Annotated in this window: 19 protein-coding genes; 11 read left to right on the plus strand and 8 right to left on the minus strand. The window is 36.0% G+C overall.

What is annotated here, in order from left to right:
- Positions 1-114: 114 nt before the first annotated feature.
- Complete coding sequence (def, locus tag FLS47_RS13580; protein WP_149914904.1) at positions 115-978, plus strand: peptide deformylase; 864 nt, start codon at positions 115-117, stop codon at positions 976-978.
- A gap of 29 nt (positions 979-1,007) precedes the next feature.
- Here def and FLS47_RS13585 read toward each other — a convergent pair whose 3' ends face one another.
- The 3 genes from FLS47_RS13585 to FLS47_RS13595 form a co-directional block, all read right to left on the minus strand.
- Positions 1,008-2,063, minus strand: coding sequence for a glutaminyl-peptide cyclotransferase (locus FLS47_RS13585; protein WP_149914905.1), 1,056 nt, complete (start codon positions 2,061-2,063; stop codon positions 1,008-1,010).
- Positions 2,064-2,440: 377 nt separating this feature from the next.
- Positions 2,441-4,441, minus strand: coding sequence for a DNA primase (gene dnaG, locus FLS47_RS13590; protein WP_149914906.1), 2,001 nt, complete (start codon positions 4,439-4,441; stop codon positions 2,441-2,443).
- Between the two features lie 121 nt (positions 4,442-4,562).
- Positions 4,563-5,363 carry a tyrosine-protein phosphatase gene (locus FLS47_RS13595; protein ID WP_223225287.1) on the minus strand — a complete coding sequence of 267 codons (801 nt, stop codon included), beginning with the start codon at positions 5,361-5,363 and terminating at the stop codon, positions 4,563-4,565.
- 433 nt (positions 5,364-5,796) lie between these two features.
- Here FLS47_RS13595 and FLS47_RS13600 point away from each other — a divergent pair, with 433 nt between their 5' ends.
- Together FLS47_RS13600 and FLS47_RS13605 are read left to right on the plus strand one after the other, a co-directional pair.
- Positions 5,797-6,861, plus strand: a complete 1,065-nt coding sequence (locus FLS47_RS13600) for a transposase (RefSeq protein ID WP_188347435.1) — start codon at positions 5,797-5,799, stop codon at positions 6,859-6,861.
- Positions 6,862-7,707: 846 nt separating this feature from the next.
- Positions 7,708-8,565, plus strand: a complete 858-nt coding sequence (locus FLS47_RS13605; RefSeq protein WP_223225288.1) for an IS4 family transposase — start codon at positions 7,708-7,710, stop codon at positions 8,563-8,565.
- Between the two features lie 318 nt (positions 8,566-8,883).
- Here FLS47_RS13605 and FLS47_RS13610 read toward each other — a convergent pair whose 3' ends face one another.
- Positions 8,884-9,303 (minus strand): nucleoside-diphosphate kinase, encoded by a 420-nt coding sequence (locus tag FLS47_RS13610; protein WP_149914908.1) that lies wholly within the window; start codon positions 9,301-9,303, stop codon positions 8,884-8,886.
- A 130-nt stretch (positions 9,304-9,433) separates the two neighbouring features.
- On the opposite strand from FLS47_RS13610, the gene FLS47_RS13615 reads away from it, so the two are divergent.
- The 3 genes from FLS47_RS13615 (at position 9,434) to FLS47_RS13625 (ending at position 12,654) form a co-directional block, all read left to right on the plus strand.
- Positions 9,434-10,282 carry a 4-hydroxy-3-methylbut-2-enyl diphosphate reductase gene (locus FLS47_RS13615; protein ID WP_149914909.1) on the plus strand — a complete coding sequence of 283 codons (849 nt, stop codon included), beginning with the start codon at positions 9,434-9,436 and terminating at the stop codon, positions 10,280-10,282.
- Positions 10,283-10,356: 74 nt separating this feature from the next.
- A complete protein-coding gene (gene hemH / locus FLS47_RS13620) occupies positions 10,357-11,385 on the plus strand; it encodes a ferrochelatase (RefSeq protein WP_149914910.1) in 1,029 nt (342 codons plus the stop codon).
- A gap of 12 nt (positions 11,386-11,397) precedes the next feature.
- Positions 11,398-12,654 carry a metallophosphoesterase gene (locus tag FLS47_RS13625; RefSeq protein ID WP_149914911.1) on the plus strand — a complete coding sequence of 419 codons (1,257 nt, stop codon included), beginning with the start codon at positions 11,398-11,400 and terminating at the stop codon, positions 12,652-12,654.
- Between the two features lie 61 nt (positions 12,655-12,715).
- On the opposite strand, the gene pfkA is transcribed toward FLS47_RS13625, so the two are convergent.
- The 4 genes from pfkA to FLS47_RS13645 form a co-directional block, all read right to left on the minus strand.
- Positions 12,716-13,690, minus strand: a complete 975-nt coding sequence (gene pfkA, locus FLS47_RS13630; protein WP_149914912.1) for a 6-phosphofructokinase — start codon at positions 13,688-13,690, stop codon at positions 12,716-12,718.
- 48 nt (positions 13,691-13,738) lie between these two features.
- Positions 13,739-15,469 carry a protein-disulfide reductase DsbD family protein gene (locus FLS47_RS13635; RefSeq protein WP_149914913.1) on the minus strand — a complete coding sequence of 577 codons (1,731 nt, stop codon included), beginning with the start codon at positions 15,467-15,469 and terminating at the stop codon, positions 13,739-13,741.
- A gap of 83 nt (positions 15,470-15,552) precedes the next feature.
- On the minus strand, positions 15,553-16,005 hold the full coding sequence (locus FLS47_RS13640) for a protein-disulfide reductase DsbD domain-containing protein (RefSeq protein ID WP_149914914.1): 453 nt from the start codon (positions 16,003-16,005) through the stop codon (positions 15,553-15,555).
- A gap of 107 nt (positions 16,006-16,112) precedes the next feature.
- On the minus strand, positions 16,113-16,883 hold the full coding sequence (locus tag FLS47_RS13645; RefSeq protein WP_149914915.1) for a biotin--[acetyl-CoA-carboxylase] ligase: 771 nt from the start codon (positions 16,881-16,883) through the stop codon (positions 16,113-16,115).
- Between the two features lie 45 nt (positions 16,884-16,928).
- Here FLS47_RS13645 and rsfS point away from each other — a divergent pair, with 45 nt between their 5' ends.
- The 5 genes from rsfS to FLS47_RS13670 all read left to right on the plus strand — a co-directional run bounded on the left by rsfS (position 16,929) and on the right by FLS47_RS13670 (position 21,114).
- Positions 16,929-17,303 (plus strand): ribosome silencing factor, encoded by a 375-nt coding sequence (gene rsfS / locus FLS47_RS13650; protein ID WP_149914916.1) that lies wholly within the window; start codon positions 16,929-16,931, stop codon positions 17,301-17,303.
- 33 nt (positions 17,304-17,336) lie between these two features.
- The gene (gene ftsH / locus FLS47_RS13655) at positions 17,337-19,412 is read left to right on the plus strand and encodes an ATP-dependent zinc metalloprotease FtsH (protein ID WP_149914917.1); all 2,076 of its coding nucleotides are present in this window, start codon (positions 17,337-17,339) and stop codon (positions 19,410-19,412) included.
- A gap of 43 nt (positions 19,413-19,455) precedes the next feature.
- Positions 19,456-20,103, plus strand: coding sequence for a LutC/YkgG family protein (locus tag FLS47_RS13660; protein ID WP_149914918.1), 648 nt, complete (start codon positions 19,456-19,458; stop codon positions 20,101-20,103).
- 7 nt (positions 20,104-20,110) lie between these two features.
- Positions 20,111-20,740, plus strand: a complete 630-nt coding sequence (locus FLS47_RS13665; protein WP_149914919.1) for a rhomboid family intramembrane serine protease — start codon at positions 20,111-20,113, stop codon at positions 20,738-20,740.
- A 170-nt stretch (positions 20,741-20,910) separates the two neighbouring features.
- On the plus strand, positions 20,911-21,114 hold the full coding sequence (locus FLS47_RS13670; RefSeq protein WP_149914920.1) for a hypothetical protein: 204 nt from the start codon (positions 20,911-20,913) through the stop codon (positions 21,112-21,114).
- The last annotated feature ends 308 nt before the right edge of the window (positions 21,115-21,422 follow it).

Consider the following 21,422-nt stretch of genomic DNA (forward strand, 5'->3'; position numbering starts at 1 on the left):
AAGGATTAAAAATAATATCGTCAGGAACTGGCGATTACACGGGCGGAGACTCAAATAAGACTTTGGCAACAAAGCACAAGTCTGTGAAGCCCGAAGCCCATTTGTCTTTAGCAAATGGGTAGTTCACTCTTACCTTTCATTGATGAGACAAATGGATTTGAGACATATACTGGTGGCAGATACATTGAATTAGATGCATCAAAAGTGGTCAACGGAAAAATCACAATTGATTTTAACAAAGCATACAATCCATATTGTGCATACAGCTCTGGATACAGATGTCCAAAGCCACCAGCAGAAAATATACTTCAAACTCATATTTTAGCTGGAGAAAAAGCATACAAAGGACCAAAGAACGAACGACCAGTCAATAAAGCTATGGCAAAGAACTTTACTGAAAAAGAAAAAGCCATTATTTCAAGTGGCGATGTAAGCAGCAAAATGCACGTTTACCTAACTACAGATGAGAAAGAATTAGCAGTATTAAAGGCTACTTCTCAAGATATTAAGATAGATGACCCATTATTAGAAATTTTGGAAAAAAGAATGCTTGCAACAGTTCAAGCGCCAGAGCATGCAGGTGTGGGCATTGCAGCTCCTCAAGTTGGAATCAATAAAAATTTGATATGGGTGCAGCGTTTTGACAAAGCAGGAGAGCCATTCGAATTTTTTATCAATCCAAAGATTATTTGGCGATCAAAACTAACGCGCCTGGGTGCTGAAGGTTGTCTTTCTATCCCTGATAGACGTGAGGATGTGAGAAGAAGCTATGCTATTCGAATTCAACACTGGGACAAAAAGGGAAATATAATTGAAGAAAACATCGAGGGTTTTACTGCCGTAATTTTCCAGCATGAAGTAGATCATTTATACGGCATTTTGTATCCAGATCGTCTGCAAGAGCAGAATAAGCACCAAGATATTGAATTAAACGACAAAATCAAGTTTTCCGTTCCTAATGGAGATTTAAAGCCATAAAAAAGGCAGCTTTTACCGCTGCCTTTTTATTACCTTTCAATAAGCTTTATTTCGTATAATTTCGGCCAAAGTTTGCCAGTTACAAATAATCTTTTCCCTGCAGCATCGTATGCTATACCATTTAACTCATTATTGACTCCCGAACGCCCTTCTGTGTATAATCCAACAAGATTGATTCGTCCCTCAACGGCACCCGTTTGTGGATTAATAATTACAATGATATCTTTACCATAAACATTAGCATATACTTTTCCATCAATGTATTCTAATTCATTCAGCAAATCTACTTTCCCATTTTCATCATAAACCGTGATAAAACCTTCTTCATGTCCTGTAATAGAATTCAAAAAATATAGTTTATTAGAACCATCAGATTTTATAAGTTTTGTACCCTCGTTAGTAATTCCCCAACCCTCAAGGCTGTTCTCGTAATTAAACTCTCTTAATTTCCTGAATGACTCCTTAGAAAAGAAATACCCTTTTTTATTTTGCCAGCTAAGAAAAACAATTTTATCTTCCACGATAGTCATACCTTCGCCGAAAAATCCCTCAGGTTTTTCGATTTTTAAAACTTTACCTGTATTCAAGTCAACTTTTCGAATTGATGTAACAACTCCTTCACTAGCCAAATCTTCAGGACCTCCGGTTGTCTCATATAATACTCCGTCTGCAAATTGTAATCCTTGTGTATATGCTTTGGTATCATGTGGGAATTCATTTACTACCTCAAAGGAATAGTTTTTTGCATTCGGCGGAAGAACTAATACATTGCTGTAAGCGATGTCTTCTTTCCCCTGGGCATATATCTTTGCAGACAAAGAACGGTCACCATAGCCAAATTCTTTAGTGTCAAAAATTACGCTTGTTGTATCAGTTTTAGTCACAAAGGGCTGCCCATCTATAGAATAAACAACCGAATCCAACGAAGTGCTCGGGAAATTAAGCTTCAATTTCACCTGCTCACCTAAAGCAACACGTTGTCCCGATTCTGGCTGCACAAACTCAAATTTTCCTTGCTGAGATTTACACCCGCTGATTGCTAATAAAATAGCTAATGATATACCTGAAAGTAATTTTATACGCATGTTATATTAGTTTAGTTGCTCCAAAAAGCATCTTTGGTTAATTCTACTTTGTTTGAATCTAAATATACTGATACTCTATCAAATCGCACTTCTCCTTGGTAAATATTTAACTCTATTTAAGGCTCTACCGCTTGAATAAAATTTCTTTTCTTTTAATCCAGAAAATCAAAGAATTTCCAAAAATAATTCGACTTCCTACTTCGACAAATGCAAATTAAAACTGGTCTTTAACGAATATATTGACTTTACATTATTAGCTGTCGCCATTTAACTGCAAATAATCATAACCGCTTTTTTAGAAAGGATACCGCTAAGTTTTCCCTGAATTTAGCAAGTCGTAAATAAGTTGACCTCACGAAATATTTAAAATGTACGAATTATTTGATTACAATATTTCCTAACAGCTGCCCTAGCATCTTTTCTGCTTCTTTTAACTTTTGATATTTATGCAATTCTATTTCCATATCTTCTGGAGAAAGATTCTTTTTCAGTTCTTCTTGCACCTTTTGCATTTCTCGAGAAAACTTACGCTTTTTGATACGATAAATGGCTTGAATAACTAATTCTTGCAGGTGTTCTATTTCCTGTGTGACATAAATTTTGCGTTTATCGTCATTCCAATTAGGACTAATCTCATATTTGGATGCAATGCAGTCTACTGCTAATGCAGAAACATCTTTATCTTCAGATGAAATAAAGAATTTTGCATCAGGAACCTCAAAATTTTCAGCTTGCTTTCTAAACTCTGCTATGATACTTTCACAAGCTGAGTCTTCAAATTCAATATCATCCAAACAACCAAGTAGGTAGGGCGCAACAGGAATATCTCCATCACCTTCCCATGTCACCAGTTCTCGACCGTAATTCAATAAAATGCGTACAATTTCTCGTTCTTGTAAGAGTTCTGCAGTAATAATTTGCTGCCCCGTACTAGTACTAATACCCGCTTCAGCTTTTTCATGTTCTGTTAAGAAAAAATCTGCAGGCGGCATATCTCCAGGATAATCACCCTGAGGAGATTGAGGCGCAACTTGAACTCTATTTTGCGCCGCTTTCTTATCTTGCGCTTTGGCTTTATTGAGCCTGATTTTATTTAGCTCAGTAAGTAATATCCGCTCTTCAATATCTAGTAAAGAACTACATTGTCTTATGAAAACTGAAACTTTAATTTCATCAGGTATCAATGCAATACTCTCAACAACCTCTCGAATGACTTCCGCTCTCTTGATCGGATCATCTTTCGCATCTTTTAGAAGGATGTTGGTTTTATAGAAAATAAAATCTTCCTGATTTTTTTCAATGTATTCTTTAAATGATGTAGAACCTACTTGCTTGGCATATGAGTCAGGGTCGTTTCCATCCGGAAATAAGAGAACTTTAACATTAAGCCCTTCTTCTAGTAGCATATCCGTACCACGCAAAGAAGCTTTTATTCCAGCTGCATCACCATCGTAGAGAATCACTACATTTTTTGTGAATCGAGAAATTAATTTGATTTGACCCGTTGTAAGTGATGTTCCAGAAGAGGAAACAACGTTTTCCACCCCCGTCTGATGCATTGCAATTACATCGGCATAGCCTTCTACCAAATAGCAAAGGTCAGCATCCATTATTGCCTTTTTGGCAAAATTTAAGCCATAAAGGACATCTGACTTATGGTAAATATCAGATTCAGGGGAATTGACATATTTGGGGACAGTTTTTTCTGTTTTTAACGTACGTCCCCCAAATCCAATAATCCTTCCTGTAAGATTATGAATAGGAAAAATCACACGACCTCTAAAACGATCGTAAAGTGACTTATCATCACGTTCTATAGCTAAACCAATATCCTTAAGGTATTCTTCTTGAAAACCGGCTTTCTTTGCTCCATCCACCAAAGCAGTCCAGTGCTCAGGTGAATAACCTAATTCGAATTTTTTGATGATATCTTCGCGATATCCTCTCTCTTTGAAGTAAGAAAGACCAATAGATTTTCCAAAATCAGTCTCCCACAAATTCTCTTTAAAGAATTTACCAGCCCATTGACTCAGAATATATAGACTCTCCCGTTTATCTTGAGCAGCAAGCTGTGCAGGACTACGTTCGATTTCCTCGATTTCTACCCCGTATTTATTTCCAAGGTATCTGATGGCTTCTGGATAGGAGAACTTCTCCAATTCCATCACAAACTTTAGCGAATCACCACCCACGCCACAACCAAAGCATTTATAAATACCCTTTGCTACAGAGACATGAAATGAAGGTGTTTTCTCGTTGTGAAAAGGACAATTTCCAATAAGCGAAGTGCCTCTCTTCTTCAAATCCACAAAATCACCCACCACCTCCTCTATGCGAGCAGCATCTAAAACTTTATCTATCGTCTCCTTTGCTATCAATTTATTTTCCTTTATATAATTCCAAGTAATCCAAATTTAGAAAATACTCTTCAAAACTATGCATAGCACAAAAAAAGGTGGAAAAATTTTCCACCTTATATTCCCAATTAATATTACAATATTAGCCTGTTGCAATAGATGTATCATTATTGAAATGATCTAATAGCGTAGGGTTTAATATATTACATGTTCTTATTAAATCACGGATAGGATATTTAGCAACAACATCTTGCAAAGCAGCTAAATGTTTTTGGTGATGCAAATCTGTGCCCACAAAATCATACATACCTGATTTTAACATTGTCAAAGTAGCAACTTTAACCTCTGTACCATAATACCGGCTTATAGACAATAAATTTAACTGTAATAAACAACCAGCATCTTTGATTTTTTTATACATATCAAAGTTGTAATGGTAATATGGATAACGTTCAGGATGAGCGAGAATAGGTTTGTATCCCAAATTTTGTATATCTAAAATAGTTTGGAAAAGTGCGTTTGATTCTGCTAAATAGGACATTTCAATGAGTACATATCCACCAGGCATAACGCATAAATTATCTTTAGCGATTAACTGAGTAATACCATTATCAATCATGTGTTCAGCTGCTGCATAAATTTTAGTTTTGCTCGAAGTCTCTTTTAATGCACTGATTAAAGTATTATATGCTGTCTGAATAGAACTCTTTGTGTTTGGATGAATATCCTCCATAATATGTGGAGTACATATGAATTTTTGGACACCTAAGCCATTTAATCCTTTAATTAATTCAAGCGAATCTTCCACAGAAGAACTTCCATCATCAATACCGGGTAATAAATGATTATGAATGTCTACTTCTAAAAATGCTAACTTACCTAAGGATCTTACCTTATCACCCGCCACTTTTTTGGAACCAAATAACTTAGAAAAAAAACTCATTAATTTATTTTAATCTTTAAATTAGACATTAGTATATACGCTTTAGTATATACTATATGTCTATAAATGATGTATCACTATTAATAGGTGGCTAGTCAATAACCATGCCACTTAATTTTTTTTATTTAACATCGTAACAACAAATATACCCTTAAATTAAGGGGCTTTCTTTAAAATAAAAAATTTATTAAGTTGCAATAGTGGTTCTTCTACGTGTTAGGCACGAATTGGATGTTTAAATTGTTAAGGAAGCCAACCTATATAGTCATTTAAAATGCGATAAATATTAATACTAAAAGGTTATAATATGTGTTCAAAATCTATTGCATAAAAAGTGATATCTTCTATAGTCTTAGGCTTTATGACTTTAAAGCTTCGCATAGAATTTTTTTAGATGAAAATAAGTAGGGTCTGCTGAAAAACACTATTCTCTTTGTTAGTCAATGGATTATATTTATTTTTAGGGTATGAAGTGCAAGGATTTATGAAAAAAGCATCAAAATGGCGTGCACCTACCACTATTTATAGTAGCCCAAATCAGCTCAGTGTTGAAGGATTTGAGTCTCCTTTTGAGCGTCATCTTAACGCGGAAAACCGTTTGTTTAAGTTAGCTCACCTGCTTCCATGGGATAGTTTATCGAACATTTATTACAAATCATTTCCCAAGAAAGATACAGGTCGTCCTGGACTGAGTCCACGTGTTGTATTAGGAGCTATGATCATCAAAGACATGTGTAACCTAGACGACCGTGAAACTGTAGATCAGATCTCAGAGAACATTTACATGCAGTACTTTCTAGGTTATCCATCCTTTTGTGATGTAGCACCTTTTGATGCCTCCTTGTTCGTGGAGTTTCACAAGCGGCACGCTTACCAGCAGCAGTCCAGCATGTATCATGCTCGCAGCCATTCGATAGAACATCGCATTGTGAGTATCCATCAACCCCATGTAAGACCAATCGTTCGAGGCAAGAGTCAGGCAAAAGTAGAGTTTGGTGCCAAGATTAACGCTAGTCTTGTCGATGGTTTTACCATGATCGGAGATATGGAATGGGAAGCCTACAATGAGGGAACGCGGCTTAAGACAAGTGTAGAAGAGTACAAGAGGACATACGGTTATTATCCGCAATATGTTCTGGCAGATAAGATCTACTGCAACCGACAGAATAGAACTTACCTTAAGGATATCGGGATCACCTTGAAGGCCAAACCGCTGGGAAGACCTTCGGCACTGGCATGGCAGAATCGTGTAAGTCCAGGAGAACGCAATCCGATCGAAGGGAAGTTTGGTCAAGCAAAGACTGGCTACGGAATGAATCTCATTTTAGCCCGTCTAGCAAGAACCAGCGAAACTTGGATTAGCTGCATCGTATTGGTGCTTAACTTGGTCAAATTGGCCGAGCTAGCACTTTATTGCATAATCAATATAATAATCAATTATATAGTAGATCTGCGCAAAAATGGCAACCTCATATCACAATACTCAAAAATCTGCTGAAAAAATCATTGAGTTTTTCAGCAGACCCTATTTATAGGTGTTAAAGACATTAGTACAAGCCTAACCTAATCCGTTAGGCTTTTTCCTTATCTTTATTCTATGAGAGAATGGATAAATAAAATACTAGTAGTCCTCAACGAGTGTAAAGATCCAATCAATAACTTACAAGCTCGTAATCTACGTGATGATGCTTAGGATGCGCTTAGTCTTGAAGTAAAACATCTATCGCGGAAAGAATTCGAGTCCTACGCTGCTAATGATAAAGAACTTCATGATCTATCTTAGTTCTATACTAGATTTGTACATAATAATTATTGACATCTGGATCTGGAAGAAGCCTACTCGAATAGAGTAGACCAAGAAGGCTCTCTAATTAATTTAAGTGGGTTTTCTAATTATACCACGCCTAAAGTGCGTTTATAAATTTCAAACATTTCTCTCGTTATTTCCAGATTCTGGTAATAATATTTAAGATAGTACCGGATAGGAGATTGACAATCATCAGTAAATAATACTGACTTAATAATTGTTCCATTAGAGAGCGTATAATCCTGATTTATTTGACCAATATGGCCCTCGTTTACAAATGTTGTTTTCATAATATTTGCTTTTATGATTCAACAAAGTAGCGAATAGACATTACCCCTATGTCACGCTAAGAAGAATATTATGTTATCTTCGAATTGGTCTATTAATAAACGCATAAAGCTAAAAATTATTGTTTTATATATCCTATTTTTTAGTACATGACAAAAAATACAACCACCTAATTATCAGGTGATTATTTCGTAATAAATTTGGTTAAAAGACTGATATTTAGTATATTAAGGAGTTATTTTCAACGTAATGTCCTTAAACAAGAATGCCAGTCAGTGCGATAAATGTACGGATTTATTAACCGTATTTACAGCCCATCTAAGCAAGGATCTCAATCTTTCCAGGATCCGCCTGGTCTGTCTTTTTATAACTGCTCTATGCAAAGTTAAGTCAGTAAACTATTCCAAATTGTCTGCAGGATTTGATTCTTCATCCGCTGCCAGCAGTTGTTTTAGGAGAATCCAGCGCTTCATGGCGCAAGTGGGTCTGCCAATGCGACTTATCAGTACACTTATATTCAATCTTTTACAAAACAACAACCCCATTATTCTAGTCATGTATAGGACAAACTGGAAATTTGGACAGCAAAACATCAATATACTCATGTTGGGTATCAGTTATAAGTCTGTTGCCATTCCAATCATGTTTAAGATGCGGGACAAGCGAGGGAACTCTAATTCACAGGAACGAATTACATTGGTCCAGAATTTCATCGATTGGTTTGGACTGGATTCCACCGACTGTATATTAGCTGATCGTGAATTTATCGGAGAGAAATGGTTAGGATTCTTAAATGAACATAGCATCCGGTATCATATCAGGATCCGGAATAACTTTAAGGTGTTCTTGCCCAGAAAACAAAAAGAAGTAACGGTATGGCACTTGTTTAACAACCTTAATAGCAGGGAATTCAGACATTACCAGCATATTGTAGAAATGCACGGTCAATTATGTTACCTATCAGCTACTAAAACTGTGATCGATGGAAAAGTTGAATTTTTAATACTGGTATCATTCAATAAACCACAGCAGGCACTGGAATATTATAGGCGGCGCTGGAATATCGAGACACTATTCAAATTTATGAAATCTGCGAGTTCAATATAGAAGATACCCATGTTACGAACTTGGATCGCCTTGAAAACCTATTTATGCTTACGATGATAGCATGCCTGTGGTGCTACAAAGTTGGTGATTATATTCATACCCAGATTCGACATATTAAAATCAAGAAACATCAAAGAAAAGCCGTGTCTATATTCAAATACGGCCTTGATTATATTACAGAATGTTTATTGTCAGGATTCAACAAGTTAAACATCAATTTATTACAATTTTTGTCATGTACATAGGCTTTACTTATAAAACAAACAAAGGACAATCATTGGATTATCCTTTGTTTATAAATTAGTGTTCTAAACAAAACTATACTCTTTCGAATTGGGAGAAAAAGAAGTCACCCTCAATTTCTGCATTTTCGTTAGAATCAGATCCGTGAACTGCATTAGCATCAATTGATTTAGCATACTTATTACGTATAGTGCCCTCAGCAGCCTCAGCAGGATTAGTAGCACCGATTAACGTACGGAAGTCTTCTACAGCATTATCTTTTTCTAAGATGGCAGCTACAATTGGACCTGAAGTCATAAAACTAACTAAATCTCCATAGAAAGGTCTTTCTTTGTGTACCGCATAAAAATTACCCGCAGTGTCTTCTGATAATTGAATATATTTCATCGCTACGATTTTGAAGCCTGCAGCAATAATGTCGTTTAAAATAGCACCGATGTGGCCATTTGCTACTGCATCAGGTTTAATCATCGTGAAAGTTCTGTTAGTTGCCATAACGTTTATTATCTATAAATTTTTGCAAAGGTACAGAAAAAGGAAAAATTCTAAAGAAATATTAAACTCATTCTTTTTATGAATTTTTCAATATATTTTACCTACCAATTCTTATTACTAACTTTGTGATATGTCAAAAAATCTGCAAGTTACGATTGATAAGGATTCTGGATTTTGTTTTGGTGTGGTCTATGCCATTGATATGGCTGAAGAGATACTCGAGCAAGATGGCTATCTGTATTGTCTAGGTGATATTGTGCATAACGATGAAGAAGTATCTCGTTTAAGAGCTAAAGGATTACGAATAATTGATCACGATCGGTTACCGACCTTGCAAAATGAAAAAGTTCTTATTCGCGCGCATGGTGAAGCTCCAGAGACCTATAAAATAGCTCTTGAAAATAACATCACACTAATCGACGCATCTTGTCCTGTAGTTTTAAAGTTGCAAAACAGAATAAAAACATCGCACGATGATGATGAGAAGATTTTGATTTTTGGCAAGCACGGCCATGCAGAAGTCATTGGACTTCAAGGGCAGACAAATAATGAAGCACTCGTATTTCAGGATATTGATGAATTAAACGGAGTTGAACTTCCTTCTTCATTTACCTTGTATAGTCAAACAACAAAAAGTGTAGATAAGTTCTATGCTATTAAAGAAGAATTGATTAAACGTGGCTATGATGTTAAGGCGAATGATACCATATGTAGACAAGTCTCAAATCGCTATGATGATTTGAATGATTTTGCACGTAATTATGACAAAATTGTTTTTGTTTCTGGTAAGAAGTCTTCTAATGGGAAGGTGCTCTATGATGTCTGCAAAGCAGCAAACCCCAATTCTTATTTTGTTTCAGGAGTGGAAGAGCTTGATTCAGATGTTTTTAATCAAGGAGATACTGTAGGTATTTGCGGTGCAACTTCCACGCCTATGTGGCTTATGAAAAATGTAAAGGATACTTTAGAGCAGCTATAATTACTCAGGTCATGTAATTATCATATTCGGTGTCCCATCTCAGCAGGCGCTAATTTTTATTTATTTTTGTGTCAATGAATAATAAGCGTAAAAAAGGTGTTTTGTTAGTACAATTGGGTACTCCAAATGCTCCCTCTACTCCAGAAGTTAGAAAATATTTAACACAATTTTTAATGGATGGTCGCGTGTTGGATATTCCTACCCTAGGAAGAAATTTATTGGTGAGAGGTATAATTGTTCCTCAACGCGCTGCGCAATCTGCCGAAACCTATGCAACCATTTGGGATGAAGTCAATGGTTCTCCTTTGATGTATTATTCATTACTTCAACAAAAAATGTTGCAGGAAGAATTGGGTGATGAATTTCATGTGGAGCTGGCTATGCGCTATCAGAATCCCTCTATCGAATCGGCATTAAAGAAAATGCAAGAGATGTATTTAGAAAGTATTAAGGTGATACCGTTGTTTCCACAATATGCATCTGCTACATCTGGTTCTGTGATTGACAAAGTCATGGAAATCATGCGCACATGGCAATATATTCCAAAAGTTTCTTTTGTGAGCAGTTATTGTGAAGATGATTTGATGATTGAGACGTATGCTGAGCACGGTAAACGTCATGATATCACTTCATTTGATCATATAATGTTTAGTTATCATGGACTTCCCGTGCGTCAGTTAGGTAAAGTAGACCCGAAAGGAGAATTAAAATGTCCGGACGCAGGTTGTGATACCTGTAAAAAAGAAACAAATCCCTTTTGTTATTTATCACAGTGCTACGCAACCTCAAGAGCGATTGCAAGTAAAATTGGCATACCCGAAGATCGCTATACAGTTTGTTTTCAGTCTAGATTGGGAAAGACACCTTGGATTCAACCGTATACTTCGGATTCGTTACATGATCTGGCAAACAAAGGCCTCAAGCGCTTGTTAGTGTTTAGCCCAGCCTTTGTCTCTGATTGCATCGAAACTTTGGATGAAATCCAAGTAGAATATGCGGAAGAATTTAAAGAACTCGGTGGGGAAGAAGTGGTAATGGTAGAAAGTTTAAATGATGATCCAAAGTGGATTCAGGCTCTTAAAAGGTTAGTTCTTTCTAATTAACAGGATATATCGATGCTTATTTTTAATGCTGTAATTTTATTTTTATTAGATTTTTATATTTTTTTCGCACTGCGATCTACGAAAATTGTTTTTGCTCGAAAAAAATGGTTTACTTATTTATGGTGGGGATATTCCTTAGTTCTGTTTATAGGATTATTTATTTCTTTCAAATACAATATTCCTCTTGCATATCGGTCCATTATATTGGTGGCCTTCTTTTTGACGGCAATAAGTAAGTTTATCTATGCCTTTATTTTATTACTAGATGATTTAAGAAGAGGAGGTGTTTGGGTCACACGGGTATTCACAAGAAAGTCTACTGCAAATATCAAAAAGCGCATTGAAGAATTAGAACAGCCGCTACCAGAAGTTCCAACGCATGGAATATCTAGATCGGAGTTTTTAATGAAATCAGGTATTGTCGTAGCCTCCCTGCCTATATTTCCTTTATCTTGGGGAATAATTTCTGGCGCATACGATTATCAAGTACGCCGTCAAAAATTAGTTTTACCAAACCTTCCTAAAGCTTTTCATGGACTCAAATTAACACAGATTTCTGATATGCATACGGGGTCCTTTTATAATAAAAAAGCCGTATTAGGAGGGATAGAAATGATTTTGGGTGAAAAGCCAGATATGATATTTTTTACGGGGGATTTAGTTAATAATGTCGCTAGTGAGTTAAGAAATTACCAAGATATTTTTGGGAAACTAAAAGCTGATTTAGGTGTATATTCTGTACTGGGAAACCATGATTATGGTGATTATTATTATGGTAGAGAAGCCAGCACTGCGAAAACTAAAAATCTACAAGACATGATCCAAAGTCAAAAAGTAATGGGCTGGGATTTGTTGTTAGATGAGAATCGCACAATTAAAGTTGGCAATGAAGAGATATCTGTTGTAGGTGTTGAAAACTGGGGGACTGGTCGTTTTCCCAAGAAAGGAAATTTGAAGAAAGCATTACTAGGCACAGAGGATAAATCTGTTAAATTATTATTGTCGCATGATCCTTCACACTGGCGAGCACAAGTTTTAGACACGGAGGTCGACGCCATGTTTGCAGGTCATACGCACGGTATGCAATTTGGCGTACGTGGTGAAGAATTTCAGTGGAGTCCAGCAAAATATATTTATAATGAATGGGCAGGCTTATATACTGAAGAGCAAAAGCAATTGTATGTTAATGTTGGTTTTGGTTTCTTAGGTTATCCTGGTCGTGTGGGAATACTTCCAGAAATCACAGTCTTTGAATTAGCTTCGGTTTAAATATAATATCCAATTGAATAAAAAAAACTCCGTCTAATTGCTTTTAGACGGAGTTTTTCTGTTATAAAGATAGTATTTCTACTAGACGTGTTAAATCAGGATTGAGTTTATCAATGTGCTTGATTGCTTTGCTAAATGGTGTGTAAGTAATTTGCCCGCTTACAAGTCCAGCCATTTCACCACGACGTCCTGCAATAAGTCCTTCTACTGCCGCAACTCCTAAACGACTGGCAAGTACTCGATCCATACATGAAGGTTTACCTCCGCGTTGGATGTGTCCTAATATAGAAACACGTACATCATAATGTGGGAAGTTTTCCTTGATTTTATCAGCTACAACAAGTCCACCTTCATCATCCCCTTCTGCTACGATGATTATGCGAGAAGATTTATTCTTGCGTGAACTATCTAAACGTTTCATGATAGCATTATAGTCAACTTCTAGTTCCGGAATCAGAACCGCTTCGGCACCTGTACTTATGCCAGAGCGTAATGCGATAAGACCAGAATCACGTCCCATTACTTCTATTACAAATAGTCTATCGTGGGATTCTGCTGTGTCACGTATTTTATCTACAGCATCGACGACCGTGTTTATCGCGGTATCATAACCAATAGTGAAGTCCGTTCCTGCAAGGTCATTGTCTATAGTACCAGGCATTCCAAGAATTGGAATATCAAACTCTTCAATAAATTTGGATGCCCCTGTGAAAGTACCATCTCCACCTATTACAACTAAAGCGTCAATGCCTAGTTTTTTTATATTTTCGTAAGCTTGTTTGCGACCTTCGAAAGTCCTAAATTCATCACTACGCGCTGTTTTTAGTATTGTTCCACCACGTTGGATAATATTAGCAACGGATTTAGCATCCATGGGCATGATATCTCCTTTTACAAGTCCATCATAACCTCTCTTGACGCCAAACATATTTAGTCCATGATATATACCTGCACGAATTACAGCACGTATACCGGCATTCATTCCTGGGGCATCTCCACCAGATGTTAAAACTGCTATATTTTTGATTTCAGTCATATTTTACAAATATATCAATATCAGACTTATTTTTTTGTTAAAATAATATTATTTGCTTGACTCTTTTGATTTAAATTTTTCCAAGGCAGAATTCAAGAACGCTTCATATTTATCAATGTCATATTCTGCTCCACTGGTGGGAACCAACAATTCACCATCCGCATCGAGCAAAGCATATAGCGGCTGCGAATTACTCTCAAATCTTGTTATTTGAAAATCAGCATTACGCTTGCTTACTGTATTTATCTTTTTTCCTGTCTTCTCAGAGACATATTGTTCTGATTCTGGAAGCTTTAAAACTTTGTCATCCACATACAACTCAACCAAAATAAATTCATTATTTATTAAATCCTTGATTTTTGGTGAACTCCACACCTCAGCTTCCATTTTACGGCAATTCACACAATTCCAACCCGTAAAATCCACCAGTAGAGGTTTATTCTGCTGCTTAGCTGCCGCTAAAGCTTCATCGTAATCGTAATATGGATCCATACCTTTGATTGTCGCTTTGCTGTGGAAATATGTATAATGCTTGCGCGATGCAGCATCTGCACTTTGGGACGCACTCCCCGAATGAGAAATTCCTGAGGTTAAATCAAAATCTTGTGTTCCAACTGGAGGCAAAAATGCTGAAATAGCTTTCAAAGGCGCCCCCCACATCCCTGGAATCATATATACCACAAAAGTAAATACCATAATGGCGATCATTGTTCTGGGCACCGACATATATTCCAATGTACTATCATGCGAGAATTTTATTTTGCCAATCAAGTATAAACCTAAAAGTCCAAAAATCACAATCCATAAAGCCAAATACACTTCTCTATCCAACAAATTCCAGTTGTACGCTAAGTCAACATTGGATAAGAATTTGAGTGCCAAAGCCAATTCTAAGAAACCTAAAACCACTTTCACACTATTGAGCCAACCACCTGATTTTGGTAAGGATTTCAACATCGAAGGAAACATCGCGAACAATACAAATGGAACTGCCAAAGCGCAAGAAAAGCCTAACATTCCGATTGCAGGACCTAAACGTTCGCCACGCGTAGCCGCTTCTACAAGTAATGTCCCTATGATTGGGCCTGTACAAGAAAAAGAAACCACCGCCAAACTTGCCGACATAAAGAATAACCCAACTAATCCGCTTTTGTCCGAATTGGCATCGATTTTATTGACAAAAGAACTTGGTAGAGTAATTTCGAAAGCTCCTAAAAATGATGCAGCAAATACCACCAACATCAGAAAGAAGAAGAAATTGAAAATACCGTTTGTAGAAAGTTCATTCAATGCCTCTGGACCAAAAGCAATGGTAATCAACATACCTAATGCCACATAAATGACAATAATAAATAAGCCGTACATGAAAGCTTGGGAAACAGCTTTTGATCGAGAACCTGCTTTTTTGGTAAAGAAACTTACTGTTAATGGCACCATTGGGAAGATACAAGGCATAAAAAATGCTGCAAAACCACCCAATAATCCGGCAATAAATATTCCCCACAAAGAAGCGTCGTCATCTTTAGATTCGGAATTATTTATACTTAAGTTTTCAGTTTTACTTTGTGAAGAATCTTGTGTGAGCGTGTCTTGATCTATAGCAGACTCATCGATTCCGTCCGAAAATTCTACATCGCTAAGGTCCACAAAACCTGTATCCGAAGAAATACCATCCGAAAATTCAACGTCATCAAAATTAATTAATGTGTCTTGGGCAATAGTTTGATTTTGAAAACTAAGGAAAAATATTAGTAGAAAAGAAAATAAGTAGGTTCTCATTATAAATGATAAACTTTGATAAGTGGTAAAAATAAAAAAAAAGGCAGTTATAAACTGCCTTTTAACAATGTATGTCTTAAATTTTACTTTATGGCTACAGTGAAATTGTATTCATTCGGCGGCAAACATTGTGTTTTATCACAAGCCATGAATTCTACAGTGCCGCTTACATTCGTTTGCTTTCCGTTTAATTTTACTTTTTGTTGAAAAACAACTTCGTTTGTAAAATATGGAACATTCATTTTAAAAACATCCTCATATTTAGTTTTTGCTTTTACATTTTCAACTGGCTTACCATTTAATGTATAATCTTTAGAATTTTTGAATGTAAAAGTCGTTGGCATTGGCCCTCCGTCTGCAACATTCTGACCATAAATGTGCCAACCATTTTGAATAGTCGCTTTAATTAATACCACAGCTTCTTTACTGTTAATCTTTTTAGCAGCAACTTGCCATTTTACAGGCGTTTGAACCTGCGCAATTGCAGCAGACATTGTCATTACTACGGCTACGATTAATAATCCTAATTTTTTCATATAAATAATAGTTCAAAGTTCTTATTCTATTTTAAGACTTTAACTTATGTTAAAAGTTTAATGCAAATTTACGCTTAAATAAAACCATTTTACAAGTAAATAATTTGTTATACTAAATAAGTAATGCCCTTCAAATCAATTTTATGCAGTTTTTTGTCAATTTCCATTTGCAGAAATCCGTCCTTTTCAACCCTTAATATTGTAGCCTCTACGATATTTCCTTCGAAAAAATAGGAATGGACTTTATCTTTTCTGAATAATTTTCGGTTATATCGGGCTAAGAATAATTCACTATTTTCTTTACAAGAACCGCTATACTCAGCCATTTTTTTTTGAATTTTTTTTGCCAGTTCTATGATTGTGATATTTAAATTGACATTTTCTAGAAATAATGAAGTTGTTTTAGAACTAATTTCTGCTGGAAATTGTTTTTGATATACATTTATTCCAATGCCAATAATGCTATGCTTGACTTGCGTGCCAACTATTTTGTTCTCAATCAAAATACCGGCAACTTTTTTGTTGCCGATCATTATATCATTAGGCCATTTGATAGAAATGTGTTTATCGCAAAAGGTCTTTATAATGTCATAAACAGCTAAACTCGCTATAACTGTAAGGGAAAATTGAGAGGAAATATCTAACTTTTCAGGAGAAAGTAAAAAGCTTGCAGTAAGATTCGTGTGTGGTTCACTTTTCCACAAGTTTCCACGTTGTCCTTTACCTGCCGTCTGATTTTTTGCCATTATGACAGTATTAGGTTCAAGTGGCTTGACTTTTGACAATAGTTCTTTCAAATAATCATTCGTAGAGGCTAATTCTTCAAAAACAATTATGTTATTTGGGCTAGAATCTTCAAAAAATGTGTTATTTTGCAAGTGATAATGATTTTAAATTACGCAGTAAAACTATAATATTTCTTAATGAGTAAAAAGAAAAATTCAGAATTGTCTAACAAATTGGCAGATATAGTGGTGCACGGGATGCAGGAGAAGAAAGCTTTTGAGATTGTGAAAATGGATATGCGTGAAGTGAATTCGACTCTTTCTGATTATTTCGTAGTATGTAGCGCGGATAGCAATGTGCAAGTTAATGCAATTGCTAAAAGTGTTGAAGATGAGGTTTATAATGCATTGGGGCAAGACGCATGGCATAAAGAGGGGCAAGGGAATGGCGAGTGGATATTATTGGATTTTGTGGATGTCGTTGTGCATATTTTCAAGACAGAGACACGTGATCGATATCGCTTAGAAGATCTTTGGGGAGATGCCAAGGTAGAAAATTTCAAAAGCGCTTAATATTATTTTTAGATTAGATACGTTTAATATATAATGAAAAAAATTCCGAGTAAAAAGGTAACTCCAATTCCACCCAAATTCAATATGATTTGGGTTTATATTGCTATAATAGCTGGTTTCTTTGCTTTGAACTATATATACAGCTCAAGCACAACAAAAGAAATCAACTACGAAAAGTTTGAAAAGGAAATGTTGCTTACAGGCGATGTGCAGAAAATAGTAGCATTGAAAAATGGTAGTATATATGAAGTTGAAGTATATATAAAACCTGAAAAATTAAAAGATGATCCTAAATATAAAGATGTAGCTCCAGCTGATAGTAAAATTGCTATTAGTTCTTCTTCTTCACCTCAGTATTATTTTACAGAAGGTTCTGCTGATATACTTAGTCAAAAATTGAGTGAATCTCAAAAGTTATTGCCAGAAGGATCACCGAAATTATCTATTCAATGGGGAGAAAAGACTAACCCATGGGGAAGCATAATTTCATTTATTCTTCCTTTGGTAATTATCATTGCTATTTGGATGTTCTTAATGCGTCGTATGGGCGGCGGCGGTGCTGGCGGAGGTGGTCAGATTTTTAATATCGGCAAATCTAAAGCACAATTATTTGATAAGGAATCACAAATCAATATTACTTTCAATGATGTGGCTGGATTAGAAGAGGCCAAAACTGAAGTAATGGAAATCGTTGATTTCTTAAAAAATCCTAAAAAATATACCGACTTAGGGGGTAAAATTCCTAAAGGAGCATTACTTGTAGGTCCTCCAGGAACGGGTAAAACTTTGTTGGCAAAGGCTGTGGCTGGTGAAGCTCAAGTTCCATTCTTTTCTTTATCAGGTTCCGACTTCGTAGAGATGTTTGTTGGAGTCGGAGCATCACGTGTCCGAGACTTATTTAAGCAAGCCAAAGAGAAAGCGCCATGTATTATTTTTATCGATGAGATTGATGCTATTGGTCGTGCAAGAGGTAAAAACTCCGTTATGGGTGGAAACGATGAGCGTGAAAATACATTGAACCAATTGTTAGTTGAAATGGATGGTTTTGGCACAAACCTAGGTGTAATCATCTTAGCTGCTACTAACCGTTTAGATGTTTTGGATCAAGCTTTATTAAGACCAGGTCGTTTTGATAGACAAATTTCAATTGATAAGCCAGATTTAATCGGTCGCGAGCATATTTTCAATGTACACTTGAAACCAATTAAACTTGCTGAAGAGGTGGATGCAAAGAAATTATCGGCACAAACTCCAGGTTTTGCGGGAGCCGAAATTGCAAACGTGTGTAACGAAGCAGCTTTGATTGCAGCGCGTAAAGGAAAGCCAGCGGTAGAAATGCAAGATTTCCAAGATGCTATTGATAGAGTGATTGGTGGACTTGAGAAGAGAAATAAAATTATATCACCAGAAGAGAAGAAAATTGTTGCTTATCACGAGGCTGGTCACGCGATTGCAGGTTGGTTCTTAGAGCATGCGGATCCTTTGGTAAAAGTTTCTATTGTTCCACGTGGTGTCGCTGCATTAGGATATGCGCAATATTTGCCAAAAGAGCAGTTTTTGTATACGACGGAGCAGTTAATTGATAGTATGTGTATGACTATGGGTGGACGTGTTGCAGAAGATATCACATTTGGGCGCATCAGCACAGGTGCACAAAATGATTTGGAGCGTATTACGAAGTTAGCGTATGCAATGACTGCAGTATATGGTATGAACGAAAAAGTTGGAAATGTGTCATTTAACGATAGTAACGGCGAATCGCAATTCCAAAAACCATATTCTGATCAAACGGCCCAATTAATTGACGAAGAGGTTCGTAATTTGATAACAGCGGTTTATGATCGTACAAAAGAGTTATTATTAACAAATCAAGAAGGGCTTATTAAAATTGCGGAGAAGCTTTTGGAGAAAGAAATTTTATTCCAAGCTGATTTAGAAGAAATTCTGGGTAAACGCCCTTTTTCAAATAGAACAACTTATGATGAATTTGTGAATGGTGGTGCAGATGGTGGTGGTGTTCCACAAACGGAATTGCCTTTGCCTCCTTTGCCTGAGCAAGCGGCAAAACCAGAAGTAAGTTCCTCACAAGTGAATGAAGAAGAAAAGTAAACAATAAGGTGTACCTCAGGTACACCTATTTTATTTTTTTTAAATGAATATCCGTAATACTACAGCTAAAGAACGCATGCTGAAAAGCATCAGACAAGCATTGTTGCAAAAGCGAGATAACCCAAATCCAGATTTTGAAGATTCTCCATTGTATAAAGATGAAGAGGATGGTTTGGATATTACCTTTGCACGTGAGTTCACGAATGTTTCTGGCAAATTTGTTTATTGTGATGGTGAGATTGCTGTAATCGAAAACTTGATTGCTTTGGTGGAGGAGCTCGAAGTGACTAAGATTTTTGCTTGGGAGCCTGCTGTTCAAGAGTTGCTAGAAACGTACGGCTTTCCTTTTTTACGTACCGATAATGATTTTCATATCGCTGATATAGGAATTACCACTTGCGAGGCGCTCATTGCTCGAAACGGTAGTATTATGATTTCTAATGGAAATGCTGGAGGTCGCCGTTTGAGCATTTATCCGCCGATACATATTGTATTTGCGAAAGCTTCACAACTTGTAATGGATATTCGCCACGGAATGGCTTTAGTGAAAGAAAAATATGGAGCAAACATGCCTTCCATGTTGACTACCATTACAGGTCCTAGCCGTACTGCTGACATTGAAAAAATGCTTGTTCTCGGTGCGCATGGCCCCAAAGAGTTATACGTATTTCTAATCGAAGACCGATTTTAAAATTTTTATGATTCAAGATTATATTCTACATACTCCTGTAGCTAGTTTTATATTTGCCATTACGGTGGCTTCTAGTATTTATGCCTTTTCTAATCCTGCGATATTAGGCAGAATGATGCTTCATCCGTATAGTATTCAACGTGACAAAAGTAGATCTTATACAGTATTTACAAGTGGTTTGGTACACGCCGATTGGGGACATTTGTTGTTCAATATGATCACGTTTTACTTCTTTGGGTTCTCCCTAGAAAAGTATTTTGTAGCAGCAAATGGTGAAATTGGTCATTTGTATTTTGCATTATTATATATTGTGAGTTTGGTATTAAGTGATATTCCAACTATAGTACAACAAAAAAATAATCCAGGATACTTTAGTTTGGGAGCGTCTGGAGCAATATCTGCGGTTTTGTTTGGTTTTATTTTATTTGAACCTAAAGCTATGTTGGGAATATTTTTGATTATTCCTATGCCAGCTTACCTGTTTGCGGTATTATATATTGGCTATTGCGTTTGGGCTTCGAAAAATTCGAATGATCGTATTAATCACGATGCCCATTTATTTGGTGCATTGGCAGGTTTATTAATTACAATACTTATTCATCCGTGGATAATTAGACATTTTATAGATCAGTTCTAAATTTGGCTAGGTTTTACTTATAGGATATTGTATCTTTAATATACCAACCAATTTATAATAGATATGAAGACGTTACAACACATCATTTTTTAATGCTTCTATGTTCTTTATTTTCATGTAAGAAAAAGGATGATTCTACTTTAGGTGACAATGAGAAAATTAAAGTTTCATTGTCATTAATTCATGCTGAATTATTAGAAACCGATGTGCCTTTACCAACTAAGAGTGGTTCAGAAGAAACTACATATGCAATTATGGCATATGAATATAACCCTAATACATCTTCTTATGATAATTATGCTCATGGAGTTTTTAGTTCTAAAAATATATCAATAGAATTAACTAAAAATAAAAAATATAAATTCGCAATGTAACTACTCAGGTTCTTTTTTTTCTTTCTTGACTTGATCTCAAGGCGTATTTTTTTCATTTTTCATTTTCAGGAATTTAGGTCATTTTATCCACATTTGACTGTATAACTTTTCCTGTTTTCAGCAAGTCATTTTCACTTAACTCAAACACACTGTAATTCAGCATATTACTTTTGAATTATTAAAAAATAGGGTGTCTCATGGCTTTTTTATCTATTTTGTGATGTGTTTGTCAGAAAGAAAAAGAACCATTCAGGTAGTTTTAGCGTCCAGCTGATTTCCAAAAGCTCGGGTAAATACAAAGTGGTTGA

Origin of the sequence: Sphingobacterium cavernae (genome assembly GCF_008520265.1) — a bacterium.
Lineage (GTDB): Bacteria > Bacteroidota > Bacteroidia > Sphingobacteriales > Sphingobacteriaceae > Sphingobacterium > Sphingobacterium cavernae.

Excerpts from the sequence above, each read along its gene's own strand:
- def (WP_149914904.1), top strand. The coding sequence starts at position 115 with ATGGGTAGTTCACTCTTACCTTTCATTGATGAGACAAATGGATTTGAG.
- FLS47_RS13585 (WP_149914905.1), bottom strand. The coding sequence starts at position 2,063 with ATGCGTATAAAATTACTTTCAGGTATATCATTAGCTATTTTATTAGCA.
- FLS47_RS13595 (WP_223225287.1), bottom strand. The coding sequence starts at position 5,363 with ATGAGTTTTTTTTCTAAGTTATTTGGTTCCAAAAAAGTGGCGGGTGAT.
- FLS47_RS13605 (WP_223225288.1), top strand. The coding sequence starts at position 7,708 with ATGTCCTTAAACAAGAATGCCAGTCAGTGCGATAAATGTACGGATTTA.
- FLS47_RS13610 (WP_149914908.1), bottom strand. The coding sequence starts at position 9,303 with ATGGCAACTAACAGAACTTTCACGATGATTAAACCTGATGCAGTAGCA.
- FLS47_RS13615 (WP_149914909.1), top strand. The coding sequence starts at position 9,434 with ATGTCAAAAAATCTGCAAGTTACGATTGATAAGGATTCTGGATTTTGT.
- hemH (WP_149914910.1), top strand. The coding sequence starts at position 10,357 with ATGAATAATAAGCGTAAAAAAGGTGTTTTGTTAGTACAATTGGGTACT.
- FLS47_RS13625 (WP_149914911.1), top strand. The coding sequence starts at position 11,398 with ATGCTTATTTTTAATGCTGTAATTTTATTTTTATTAGATTTTTATATT.
- pfkA (WP_149914912.1), bottom strand. The coding sequence starts at position 13,690 with ATGACTGAAATCAAAAATATAGCAGTTTTAACATCTGGTGGAGATGCC.
- FLS47_RS13635 (WP_149914913.1), bottom strand. The coding sequence starts at position 15,469 with ATGAGAACCTACTTATTTTCTTTTCTACTAATATTTTTCCTTAGTTTT.
- FLS47_RS13640 (WP_149914914.1), bottom strand. The coding sequence starts at position 16,005 with ATGAAAAAATTAGGATTATTAATCGTAGCCGTAGTAATGACAATGTCT.
- rsfS (WP_149914916.1), top strand. The coding sequence starts at position 16,929 with ATGAGTAAAAAGAAAAATTCAGAATTGTCTAACAAATTGGCAGATATA.
- ftsH (WP_149914917.1), top strand. The coding sequence starts at position 17,337 with ATGAAAAAAATTCCGAGTAAAAAGGTAACTCCAATTCCACCCAAATTC.
- FLS47_RS13660 (WP_149914918.1), top strand. The coding sequence starts at position 19,456 with ATGAATATCCGTAATACTACAGCTAAAGAACGCATGCTGAAAAGCATC.
- FLS47_RS13665 (WP_149914919.1), top strand. The coding sequence starts at position 20,111 with ATGATTCAAGATTATATTCTACATACTCCTGTAGCTAGTTTTATATTT.